Source organism: Bartonella sp. AA1HLJMS, assembly GCF_042197445.1.
In the GTDB taxonomy this organism is placed as follows: domain Bacteria; phylum Pseudomonadota; class Alphaproteobacteria; order Rhizobiales; family Rhizobiaceae; genus Bartonella.
Map to the genome: position 1 here is coordinate 28,808 of NZ_JBHIRW010000002.1, position 12,173 is coordinate 40,980.

Annotated in this window: 8 protein-coding genes; 7 read left to right on the forward strand and 1 reads right to left on the reverse strand. The window is 37.2% G+C overall.

All coding sequences use genetic code 11. The features are described 5' to 3' along the window. Positions 1-112 precede the first annotated feature (112 nt). From ACFIQE_RS01305 to guaB, 3 genes are all read left to right on the forward strand, one after another. Entirely contained in the window at positions 113-1,498 is a 1,386-nt protein-coding gene (locus ACFIQE_RS01305; RefSeq protein WP_375611848.1) for a sigma-54-dependent transcriptional regulator, read from the forward strand. 404 nt (positions 1,499-1,902) lie between these two features. Continuing rightward, positions 1,903-3,474, forward strand: a complete 1,572-nt coding sequence (locus ACFIQE_RS01310) for a phospholipase D family protein (protein WP_375629995.1) — start codon at positions 1,903-1,905, stop codon at positions 3,472-3,474. Between the two features lie 150 nt (positions 3,475-3,624). Continuing rightward, positions 3,625-5,124, forward strand: coding sequence for an IMP dehydrogenase (gene guaB / locus ACFIQE_RS01315; protein ID WP_375707204.1), 1,500 nt, complete (start codon positions 3,625-3,627; stop codon positions 5,122-5,124). Between the two features lie 179 nt (positions 5,125-5,303). Here guaB and ACFIQE_RS01320 read toward each other — a convergent pair whose 3' ends face one another. Then, positions 5,304-5,450: a hypothetical protein gene (locus ACFIQE_RS01320; RefSeq protein ID WP_273722522.1), complete on the reverse strand. Its 147-nt coding sequence runs from the start codon at positions 5,448-5,450 to the stop codon at positions 5,304-5,306. 467 nt (positions 5,451-5,917) lie between these two features. Between ACFIQE_RS01320 and ACFIQE_RS01325 the strand changes: the two genes are divergently transcribed. The 4 genes from ACFIQE_RS01325 to ugpB all read left to right on the forward strand — a co-directional run bounded on the left by ACFIQE_RS01325 (position 5,918) and on the right by ugpB (position 12,082). Continuing rightward, positions 5,918-7,204: an RsmB/NOP family class I SAM-dependent RNA methyltransferase gene (locus tag ACFIQE_RS01325; protein WP_375639504.1), complete on the forward strand. Its 1,287-nt coding sequence runs from the start codon at positions 5,918-5,920 to the stop codon at positions 7,202-7,204. Between the two features lie 132 nt (positions 7,205-7,336). Continuing rightward, positions 7,337-8,893 (forward strand): glutamine-hydrolyzing GMP synthase, encoded by a 1,557-nt coding sequence (gene guaA, locus ACFIQE_RS01330; protein ID WP_375673822.1) that lies wholly within the window; start codon positions 7,337-7,339, stop codon positions 8,891-8,893. A 169-nt stretch (positions 8,894-9,062) separates the two neighbouring features. Beyond that, a complete protein-coding gene (locus ACFIQE_RS01335) occupies positions 9,063-9,785 on the forward strand; it encodes a glycerophosphodiester phosphodiesterase (RefSeq protein WP_375611843.1) in 723 nt (240 codons plus the stop codon). 962 nt (positions 9,786-10,747) lie between these two features. Beyond that, positions 10,748-12,082 (forward strand): sn-glycerol-3-phosphate ABC transporter substrate-binding protein UgpB, encoded by a 1,335-nt coding sequence (gene ugpB / locus ACFIQE_RS01340; RefSeq protein WP_375618067.1) that lies wholly within the window; start codon positions 10,748-10,750, stop codon positions 12,080-12,082. Positions 12,083-12,173: the final 91 nt, after the last annotated feature.

Consider the following 12,173-nt stretch of genomic DNA (forward strand, 5'->3'; position numbering starts at 1 on the left):
TGACAGCTTGATGAATTTCGTAAGTGAAACACAAGAGGTAAAATATTTCTTATGGTTTACAACAATTTTTATATTAAGCTGCTAAGTAGTCTCAAAGGAGATTATTGACATTATGGTTGGTCCCATTCTTGTTGCGAGTGAAGATTATGGAAGACGTATAGAACTTTCTTCTATGCTGCGAGGTTTTGGTTATCGTGTCATTGAAGCAGAAAATGGTCTCCGTACGATTGATCTTTTACACAGGCGTAAAAACATTGTGCTTGCACTCCTTGATGTCGTTATGAGTGATTTGAGTGTGAGCGATTTGATTAAAATGATTAGAGTTGCTGGTGTTTCTGTTCCTATTGTCGTTATAGCACAACAAGAGAATCAGCATTTACTCCAGAAAGCTTTAACAGCTGGAGCTATTGATTATTGGATCCATCCAGTAACATTATTACGTGTAAGAGTTACTTTGGATATCCTTGCTCTTATTTCTGCCTTGGAGCATGAGGTTCGAGATATTCGGCGAAAAAAAGAGAATCATTTACGGTTTTCTGATCTTTGCGTAAAAAGTAGAGCTATGCAGATAGTATTAGAACAATCGAGACAAGCAGCAACTTCTTTACAGAATCTTTTGATAGAGGGAGAAGCTGGAACAGGACGTGAGACATTAGCTCGGATTATTCATCATGAGGGATTATTTTCGGAGGGTGTTTTTGTTCGCTTTCAATGTTCAGCCATCGTTGATCCAGAAGAAGAAAATCAGCAGTGGTTTAAAGAATTCCTACCATTGGTTTCTTCTCTTGAAAAAGGGACACTTTGCCTTTGTGATATTGATCGACTTGAGCCCATACAGCAAAAACGGTTTGCTCATTACCTTAAAGAAAGGGAAAGGGATACAAAAGGAGATTTTTTTCCTTTTCGGATCATCGCTATTTCAACATCGCGTTTAAAGGACTTGGTTAATGAGAACTTTTTTTTGCATAGTTTGTTTGAACAATTTTCTCACTTGTCTATTAGCGTTCCTGCTTTACGAGAATTAAGGGATGATTTTCCAGAGATCACACAACGTTTGATTGATCGCATTATCACAGAAACAGGGCGATCACATGTCCATGGTTTAGCAGGCTCTGCTCTTTCCTTGCTTATGCAGTATGATTGGCCTGGCAATAGAAATGAGCTTGAAACCTTTTTATTTCGTGCGATTTTACTCAGTGAAGGACCGTTATTAACTGTTCGAGATTTTCCGCAATTAATGGGAAATTCATTAATGAATGTTCCCAATATCATTGAGGGTAATATGCAAGAAGATAATGAGCAAGAATCGATAAAATTTTTGAATACTGATGGGCATGTACGTACTTTTGCAGAAATGGAGCATGATATTATAGAGAAAGCGATTAAACATTATAAAGGACATATGAGTGAGATTGCGCGCCGCCTTCATATTGGTCGCTCTACACTTTATAGAAAAATGGAAGAATTGAGAGCAATAAGAAATCAAGAACGAAAGTAAAATTCATAACAAATTTCTCTTCATGACAAGCAAGCGTTTCAAAAAAATAGAGTGGATTTTGATAAAGTCCGTGGGGGAAAGCTGAAGAAAATAATCATTTATTGTAAAATTTATCTATAGAGGATGATTTTGTAGATTTAAATCAAATATAAATTTTATGTGACTATTTTAATCGTTTGTTTCAATTTATACAATTTTAGTTAAGTTTACATTTATTAAAACAGAGAAGCATTTTTAAAAACTTTTAAATACTACCGCTAAAATTTTTGTATCATCAATATTAAATTTATACTCTCTTAAGCAAGAAGTGGCATTTTATCTGCTATACGATTAAGATAAAGTGATTAGTGTTATCGTTTGCATTACTGATGATGTGATAGTTTAAAATAGAAAGTTTGCCCTCTTTGACTCTTTTACAGATTGTTATTGGTTTTGTCCTCTTTTTTTTTATTGCATCTATGTTGGCAATCTACACCTATGGGCGTTTTGTGAAAAATGCTAGGGGGAAATGTTCTTATGCGTTACCTCTTCAGAAAGATGAAACTAAGCTTGATCGTATCGTCAGTCAATTAGCTGAGAAAGAAAATGGATTGGGGATTGATAAAGATGCCCTTTCCCTCATTATCAGCAATTTGGATGCGTTTTGTGTTCGTGCAATAGGAGCTGCAGAGGCTGGGCGTAGCCTTGATCTGATGTATTATATTTGGGATGATGATTTAACGGGGCGCCTATTATTAAGTGAAATAGTTGAGGCAGCTGATCGAGGGGTTCGGGTACGGCTTCTTTTGGATGATATTAATGCTCAGGCACGTGATCCAGCTTATATTGCACTAGATAAACATCCTTATATTGAGGTGAGAATGTTTAATCCAGGGCGATCGCGTAAAGGTGGTTTACGCCGTGGTTTAGAAATTATATTACGGGCAATTACTGTAACACGTAGAATGCATAATAAAGCTTTTATTGTTGATGGCAGGGTTGCTTTTGTAGGAGGACGTAATCTTGCAGATTCTTATTTTGATGCTGGTAAAGAATCCCATTTTCGAGATTTAGATTTGATGTTAATCGGTCCTTCTGTTAAAAAGGTAGAAAGTATCTTTGATGATTTTTGGAATAGTGCTGTTGTTTTGCCAATTCATACTTTGGTTGTTCCTAAAAGCGCAAGTGATCTTAGCTATTGGAAAGATAAATTACGAAAGTTTCGTGATTCCAAGGTTGCAAAAGTTTATTTAGATTATGTCAAAGAGCACATTAACTTTAATTGTTTTATCCAAACAGGAAAGCGGTTATTTTTAGCAGACAAAGTTGTTGTTCTTTCTGACCCTCCAGAAAAAGCATTGCGTAAAAAAGCAAGCAATTGGCTTATGAAGGCACTTTCAAAGGTTATTGGAAATGCCCAAAAAACGGTTCAGATTACGTCACCTTATTTTGTTCCTGGTAAGGTTGGCACGCAGAATTTTAGTAATTTGGTTTCAAAGGGTGTTGATGTCAAAATTCTGACAAATTCTTTAGCTGCTACTGATGTAGCATTAGTGCATGGTGGTTATGTACCTTATCGTAAGGCATTGTTGAAAAGTGGTGTTAATCTTTATGAATTAAAAGCGGAAGGCAATACTCATGGGTTACGATTGTTTCGATCGAGTAAGGCAAGTTTACATGCCAAAGCTTTTTTAATTGATCGTAAAACAGCTTTTATTGGATCTTTAAATTTTGATCCAAGATCAGCATCATTAAATACAGAAATGGGCATTCTTTTTGAATGTGCTCCCATTACAGCAAGATTAGATTTGTTGTTTTCTGAAGAAACCACAGGGGAAATGAGCTATCATCTGCGTCTTGGTGATAATAATCGTATTTATTGGGATTTTATTGAAAATGAAAAAAAATATAGCATTGACTATGAGCCAGAAAGCAATTTTTGGCGTCGCGCATTTGCAAAAATAATAAGTTGGTTACCTATTGAATCACAATTGTAAATTTTTATAAACCACACTTAAAAAAAATATTTATTTTTCTTTTCATTTTGTTTGTAGCATGGCATAATTTTTTGCCAATCTACCATGTATGAGAACCGCAGTTGTATTTTAAAGCTTCTTGCGGTGTTTTATTATAAAAGGAATTTTGATATGGCAAAGATTGTTGAAACGGGGACAGGTGCATTGGCACTGACTTTTGATGATGTACTTTTACAACCCGGTCATTCTCTTGTTATGCCTAGTCAAGTGGATCTCAGTACGCGCATTGCAGCGGATATTAAGCTCAATTTGCCATTGCTTTCTGCGGCAATGGATACGGTAACAGAATCGCGTTTGGCAATTGCTATGGCTCAAGCTGGTGGTCTTGGGGTTATTCATCGTAATATGTCTCCTGCAGAGCAGGCAGAAGAAGTTCGCCAAGTAAAAAAGTTTGAATCTGGTATGGTTGTTAATCCAGTCACCATTGGACCAGATGCAACACTTGAAGAAGCAAAATCTTTGATGCGCTCTCATGGTATTTCCGGTATTCCGGTTGTTGAAAATGGTGCTAAAGGTGAAACTGCTGGACGGCTTGTTGGCATTTTGACAAATAGGGATGTGCGTTTTGCATCGGATCCTAAACAAAAAATTTATGAATTAATGACGCATGAAAATTTAATCACAGTGCGTGAAAATGTTCAACTCAGTGAAGCGAAGTATCTTTTACATCATCATCGTATTGAAAAATTATTAGTTGTGGATGAACAGAATCGTTGTGTCGGACTGATAACAGTTAAGGATATTGAAAAAGCAAAATTAAATCCAAACGCTGCCAAAGATTCACAAGGTCGCTTGCGTGTTGCAGCTGCAAGTAGTGTAGGGAACGATGGGTTTGAGCGGGCTGAACGATTAATTGATGCAGGCGTTGATATTCTAGTAATTGATACTGCACATGGACATTCTCAGCGTGTATTAGACACTGTTGAGCATATTAAAAAAATGACGTTTTCTCCAGCTATTATTGCTGGTAATGTGGCGACTGCTCAAGCAACACAGGCTTTGATTGACAGTGGTGCGGATGCTATAAAAGTTGGGATTGGTCCTGGTTCTATTTGCACAACGCGAATTGTTGCAGGTGTTGGTGTTCCTCAGCTTGCAGCCATTATGAATGCTGCAGAAGTTGCTGAAAAAGCGGGCATTCCCGTTATTGCTGATGGGGGGATAAAAGCTTCGGGTGATTTTGCTAAAGCCTTAGCAGGTGGGGCTTGTGCTGCTATGATTGGCTCTCTTTTAGCGGGTACAGAAGAAAGTCCTGGCGAAGTTTATCTTTATCAAGGACGATCCTTTAAAGCTTATCGCGGCATGGGATCTGTTGGTGCTATGGCACGAGGATCGGCAGATCGCTATTTTCAAGATGATGTTCGTGATGAACTTAAGTTGGTTCCTGAAGGTGTGGAGGGGCAGGTGGCTTATAAAGGTCCTATAGCATCAGTTCTACATCAGCTTGCTGGTGGACTTCGTGCTTCGATGGGGTATGTTGGAGCAAAAGATCTCGTAGAGTTTCGTGAAAAAGCAACGTTTGTACGTATTACGAATGCGGGACTCCATGAAAGTCATACGCATGATGTTTCTATCACACGAGAGAGTCCAAATTATCGTGGGCCAGTTTAAAGATACAAGAGCCTAATATCATATTGCATAAATATAAAATTTTCCGAGAACCAGAAAGAGAGACTGCGCTTTTTTCTGTTTGTAATTTGGTGTAATAATCCCAAAAAGGAAAGAATTAGAGGTTAAAACTCTAATCCTTTCTGTTAAGACTATATGAAATAAGTTATATAAAATTAGAATTAGCTTTTTGTTGTCTTCCGTCCAGTCTTTGACGCACGTTGGCGAGTGTTTGTCTGATCACTTTGGACGGATTTCTTTCCGTTGTTTGAGGGCATTGTATTATGACGGCTTTTAGACGAAGTTGTTTTTCCATTATTATAAGTCATTATTTTCTCCTTTAAAATTGTCTGGCAGTTGCCATTAGAGTAAAAACGGTCATGCCAAATAGTGGTTCCAAGCATTTTCTAAAAAGTTAATTTTTTGTTGAACGTAAGATGAGCTTGTTTAATTTTATGAGAAGATTTTTTCTATTGTTCAGACAATCCTCGTAAACTTTATTTTACGCAAATAAATTAAAGAGTTTGTTTTTTTCGTAATGCATGGCGGAAATAAGTTTTTTATGGATGGCTACGTATCTTTTAGTATAAGAGGTAGAAGGATAAAAAACGAATGGGCAGAAGATGAAAGGAAAAATTTAGATACTCTAAATTGGATCTTATAAAAAAGTATGATCAGATCATTTTAATATTGAATGTAAATTTTTTATGGCGTTGAGAAGGTTTCATTGGCAAGAAGGCGATAATATTATTTTTTTAGATGATTTAAAATTTTATTATTTTAATGGGAGAAATGAATGCGATTAGGTGGGCGTTTGCAAGCAGCAATAGATGTTCTCACAGAGATAGAAATGAAGCATCGCCCAGTAGGAGAAGCTTTAAAGGATTGGGGTCTTTCTCATCGCTTTGCTGGAGCAGGTGATCGTGCAGCTATTGGTACAATCGTTTATGATGTTTTAAGACGACGTTATTCTTTACAATGGCGTATGGAGAGTGATGATATCCGAGATATCGTTTTTGGTGCCTTATTAGATTCTGGAAAAATGACGCTGGAGCAAATTGACGGTGAGTTGGCAGAAGATCGGTTTGCACCGCAGTTATTAGGGGCTAAACAGCGTAAATCGTGGCAAGGTCAGCAATTAGTGGATGCTCCAGACTATATTCGTGGTGATATTCCGCAATGGTGTCAAGCGCATCTGCGTCCTTTATTTGGTGATAATTGGATCACTGAAGCGGCTGCGTTAGCAACGCGTCCTTCTTTAGACCTACGGGTAAATAACCTAAAGGCAACACCAGAAAAGGTGCTGAAAGAATTAGCAAAAACCAAACTTAAATCTTTTCCATGGTTTGGGCAAGCTTTAAGAATTGCACCGATTGAAAAGTTTAATCGTCATCCCAATGTTCAAGTGGAACCAGCTTTTCAAAAAGGACACTTTGAAATACAGGATTTAGGATCTCAAATTGTTGCTCACCTTGTGGAAGCGCAAGAGGGCATGCAGGTATTAGATTATTGTGCAGGTGCTGGGGGCAAAACATTAGCTTTAGCTTCCGATATGAACAATCGTGGGCAAATTTATGCTTATGATTTTGATAAAGTGCGCCTAGCTCCTATTTTTGATCGTCTTCGACGTGCTGGTGTTCGTAATGTACAAACACGAGCACAAAAAGAAGAATTGAAGCCATTAATAGGCCAGATGGATAGAGTTCTACTAGATGCACCATGTAGTGGGACAGGAACATGGCGTCGTCGTCCAGATGCGAAATGGCGTTTAACATTAGAACAAGTGAAACAACGCCAAACAGAACAGAGGGATATTTTGAATGAAGCGATAGCTTATCTTAAGCCAAATGGGCGCCTAATCTATATTACCTGTTCTCTTTTTACAGATGAAAATGAGGAACAAATTTCCCATTTCCTTCAACAACATTCTCATTTTTCTCCAATAGATATGCCAGCGCTTTGGCAGAAACATTTTAGTTTTTCTCCTGTGCAACCAGTTTTTTCAAATTATGGACTTACTTTGTCGCCGGCCACAACACAAACAGATGGGTTCTTTTTATCTGTGTTGCAAAAAAAACATTGATCCATATTTTTGCACTTTTTATCATAAACTTTACAAGAATAATCTTTTTCTTAAGAAAACAGGCTTGTGAAAAGAGAAAGATTGAATCATAACTCTCATGAGTTTTCTTTTATAATTGTTGATTGGTTTTCTATGAGCATATCACATCCAGACACTGTTCTTATTATTGACTTTGGTTCACAAGTTACACAACTTATTGCACGACGGGTACGAGCAATGGGAGTGTATTGTGAAATTACTCCTTTTCAATTGGCTTTAGAAGCTGTGCGCCGCATAAATCCTAAAGCTATTATTTTATCAGGGAGTCCTTATTCCGTTATTGATGAGGGCTCTCCGCGTGCTCCAATGGAAATTTTTGAGGCGGGTGTTCCAATTTTGGGTATTTGCTATGGTGAACAAGTCATGTGTGTTCAGCTTGGAGGAAAGGTTGAAGCTGGACATGAGCGTGAATTTGGGCGTGCTTTTTTGGAAGTACAAGAAGAGAGTGCCCTTTTTGATGGAGTGTGGGAAAAAGGTTCTCGTTATCAAGTATGGATGAGCCATGGTGACCGTGTGGCAGCTTTACCAGAAGGTTTTCGTGTCATAGGAACCTCAAAAGGAGCTCCCTATGCGGCTATTGCTGATGAGAAAAGATATTTTTATGCGGTACAGTTTCATCCTGAAGTTATCCATACACCGGATGGTACAAAACTTTTGCAAAATTTTGTTCATAAGATCTCTGCTATTAAAGGTAGTTGGTCAATGGCTTCTTATCGTGAGCAGGCAATTGCTACGATACGACAAAAAGTTGGGAAAAGTCGTGTGATTTGTGGTCTTTCAGGGGGAGTGGATTCATCTGTTGTAGCGGTACTCCTTCATGAAGCCATAGGAGATCAACTGACATGTATTTTGGTAGACCATGGGCTGATGCGCAAGAATGAAGCTGAAGAAGTTCTCACGCTCTTTCGTGATCACTATAATATAGAGCTTATTCACGTTAATGCTGCTGATGTGTTTCTTAATGCTTTAGAAGGTGAGACAGATCCAGAAAAAAAGCGCAAAACGATTGGTCGCCTTTTTATTGAAGTTTTTGAAGAAGAAACTAAAAAAATAGGAGGTGCAGAGTTTTTAGCACAAGGAACACTTTATCCAGATGTTATTGAGAGTGTGTCTGCTATTGGTGAAACGGTAACCATTAAAAGCCATCATAATGTGGGTGGGCTACCAGAACAGATGAAGATGAAACTTGTAGAACCGTTGCGTGAGCTCTTTAAGGATGAGGTTCGCTCGCTAGGGCGAGAGTTAGGGCTACCGGAGCAGTTTATTGGTCGCCATCCTTTTCCAGGTCCCGGCCTTGCAATTCGGTGTCCAGGTGCTGTAACACGTGAAAAATTAGAAATTTTACGTGAAGCAGATGCTATTTATCTTGAGGAAATCCATAAAGCTGGTCTTTATGACGAAATTTGGCAAGCTTTTGCTGTTCTTCTTCCTGTTCAAACTGTTGGCGTGATGGGGGATGGTCGCACTTATGAATTTGTTTGTGCTCTTCGCGCCGTCACATCTGTAGATGGAATGACTGCTGATTTTTATCCTTATGATATGGCGTTTTTAAGTAAGACAGCAGCACGTATTATTAACGAAGTTAGAGGGATTAATCGTGTTGTATATGATGTAACCTCAAAGCCTCCTAGTACTATTGAATGGGAATAATTAAAATGAAGGATAAGTCTTTTAAGAATAAAATATGACTGAGGGTTTGATATTCGAAAAGTGTAGAAAAAATCATTTAAAAATGATTGTGTATTTTCATATGATATAAGCCTTTATCTGGCAATCTGTACGTCAATATCGTTTAAAATTGAGAAGTGTGGGATTTTGCATGTCTGAGAAAAAAATTGTTGCACACCGTGGAGGAGCTCATCTTTATCCTGAAAATACCCTTTCGGCATTTAATAATGCTATAGCGTTAGGTGTTGATGAAGTTGAATGCGACGTTCATTTGCTGAAAAGCGGTGAAGTGGTTGTCTTTCATGACTTCCGTCTAGACCAATTGGTTGGAAAAAAGGGGTATATTCACGACATTGATAATGAAACGCGCAAACAACTCTGCGTAAAAGGAAGCCAAGAAGCACCTCCCTTATTAGAAGAAGTGCTTGATCTTTTAGCACCAACGAATGTTGCATTGCATCTTGAAATCAAGACATGCGGTGAAGTGGAGCGCGAAACAATATTATCCCAAAAAGCGCTTGCGCTAATAAAAAGCCGAAATTTATCAGAACGGGTTTCTGCAATTAGTTTTGATCCTTTTATCCTTCGTCCTTTTATTGAAGCAGGAATACCATCTGGTCCATGTGTTGATAATTTTGAAGGTGATATGTACCGTCATTTTTCTGAATGGAAGCAATTAGGTTATTCTGATCTAAGTTTAGATGGCTCTATTGTTTCACAGAACTTTATTGAATCTGCTCTTGAGGCTGGTTTTACTGTAGGGGTATGGACAATTAATGGAAAAGCTCGGTTATCATATTGGCTTGATATGCCTGTACATTATATTACGACAGATCAACCTGATCTCGCATTACAATTGTGTGCACAAAGGTAAAAATACATCAACACAAAAGGAACTATATATCTTCATAAAGTTAGCGTAATGAAAGAAGAAAAATTATCTAATATATAACAATAATACATTGATTATAATCATAATTAATATTTTACTCATGTGAGTAAGAGACCTTAATACGTAAGATTCTCTTATTTAAAATATTTTTACAATGAATCAATCAAAATCATTCGTTTGAACATTACAAGCAGGGTTGGAGTGTGGATAAAAAATGATTGAGAAAAGAATAAAAATATTCATTTAACATATTTCAAATGCAAGGCTTGTTTAAGCATTAGGGTCGCACATGATGATGTCGTTTTGCACTTTTATGAAGTGTAAAAATGATGGCATACAAAAAGTCTTATATACTTTAATGGAGAGGCTTTAGGGCTTATTTTATAGGTTCTATCATGAAATGTAGATGTATTGAAAGATTTTTTAACAGCATGGAAATTGGTCATACAGTGTCATTTTGTTTTGCGTGAGGGGTGTGACCTTGTTACAGGGAAAGAGACTATTAAGCGCTTCAAAATGATTTTCTTAATTTTAAAAAATTCTATTTGTCTCTTCTTTAAATTCAGTAGCAGCATCGTGTTAAAGTTATAAGCCGAAAGTTATAAGACAAATAATAAAAGAATAAACAATTCTTTTTAAAAAAGTAAATCCAGATATTAAAATAGTCATTGAATGATATTTACGATCCATATCTTTTTACCAAGTGACTTTGCTTATTTAAGCCATCTCACTTTTTTCAGATAGTTACAAACGCGTATTTCGTGAATACATAAGAAAGCTTATAAAAGAAAATAAATAAATTTAAACAAATTCATTTGACCTTTAAGTGGTTCCTGTTTAAATGAGAGAATATGTTTCTGAAATAAAACAGTCATAGCATGTTCATGTGTAATACTATAAATTTAGGGGTAGTTTGTATTCCATCACTTCAGAAAGGGTGAAGCATGAGTCGTTTTTATCTTTCCATAGCGGCCACGGTTGCTATCATAATGTCCACAGCGGGGATGACAGAAAGTTTTGCACAGACAAAAATCAGCTTTTGGCATTCTATGAGTGGTGAATTAGGAAAGCAAACTGAAAGTCTCATTAACGATTTTAATGCAAGTCAATCTGAGTATAAAGTTGTTTCTTCATTTCGCGGTGAATATGAAGAGGGATTGATTTCACTCATTGCAGCATTTCGTGGAAAGAAACAGCCAGTACTTGCTCAAATTTATGACGTTGGTACTGGAACTATGATGGCTGCAAAAGGCGCAATCTACCCATTTTATCAACTTATGGCTGATACAAAACAAGAATTTGATCCTACAGATTATTTCCCTGCTATTAGTGGTTATTACTCCGATGAACAGGGACGTATCGTCTCTATGCCATTTAATATTTCAACACCCATCCTTTATTATAACAAAGATATCTTTAAAAAAGCAGGGCTTGATCCAGAACAGCCTCCTAGAACATGGCAAGATATAGAAAACTTTTCCAAGAAAATTCTTGAGACTAAAGCGGCGACTTGTGGTTTTACAATGGCTTATGCCGCTCAATGGATTGGTATAGAAAATTTTTCAGCGTTGCATAATGTTCCTTTTGGAACGAAGGAAAATGGCTTCAAAGGACTTGATTCAGAACTTACATTTAATGGACCTTTACAAGTGCGTATGTGGACTGACCTGAAAAAGTGGTCTGATCAAGGTATTTTCCGTTACGGTGGTCCAGCAGGTGCATTAGATTCAACACCAATGTTTATGGCACAAAATTGTGCAATTTTTATGCAATCTTCAGGATCACATGCTGGGATTGTTTCTGAAGCGCAGTTTAATGTGGGGGTTGGTATGCTACCGTACTATAAGGATACAGAAGGAGCACCACAAAATTCAGTTATTGGGGGAGCTTCTATTTGGGCGTTTAAGGGACATACTCCAAAGGAATATGCAGGGGCAGCCGCTTTTCTTAAATTTCTTTCAAAAACAGAAAATCAAGCAAAATGGCATCAGGAAACAGGTTATCTCCCAACCACAAAAGCGACTTATGAATTGAGCAAAAAACAACATTTCTATGAAAAAACGCCAGGTGCGGATATAGCTATCAAACAGATTAATCTTAATCCACCAACAGTTAACTCAAAAGGGATAAGATTTGGTAATTTACCACAAATTCGTGCCATTCTTGATCAAGAGTTGGAAGCTGTTCTTAGTGGTTCAAAAACGCCGAAAGATGGTTTAGATGAGACCGTTGAACGTGGAAATAAACTCTTGCGTGAATTTGAAAGATCTAATCATTAATTTCGTTTTATTGTTAAACATTAAAGACTCAACAAAAACGGTTGAGTCCTTTTTGTTTACTTTTTTAAAGTCTCTACATTTAAAGAGCCCT

Coding starts and splice junctions, on each gene's coding strand:
- ACFIQE_RS01305 (WP_375611848.1), top strand. CDS start 113: ATGGTTGGTCCCATTCTTGTTGCGAGTGAAGATTATGGAAGACGTATA.
- guaB (WP_375707204.1), top strand. CDS start 3,625: ATGGCAAAGATTGTTGAAACGGGGACAGGTGCATTGGCACTGACTTTT.
- ACFIQE_RS01320 (WP_273722522.1), bottom strand. CDS start 5,450: ATGACTTATAATAATGGAAAAACAACTTCGTCTAAAAGCCGTCATAAT.
- ACFIQE_RS01325 (WP_375639504.1), top strand. CDS start 5,918: ATGCGATTAGGTGGGCGTTTGCAAGCAGCAATAGATGTTCTCACAGAG.
- guaA (WP_375673822.1), top strand. CDS start 7,337: ATGAGCATATCACATCCAGACACTGTTCTTATTATTGACTTTGGTTCA.
- ACFIQE_RS01335 (WP_375611843.1), top strand. CDS start 9,063: ATGTCTGAGAAAAAAATTGTTGCACACCGTGGAGGAGCTCATCTTTAT.
- ugpB (WP_375618067.1), top strand. CDS start 10,748: ATGAGTCGTTTTTATCTTTCCATAGCGGCCACGGTTGCTATCATAATG.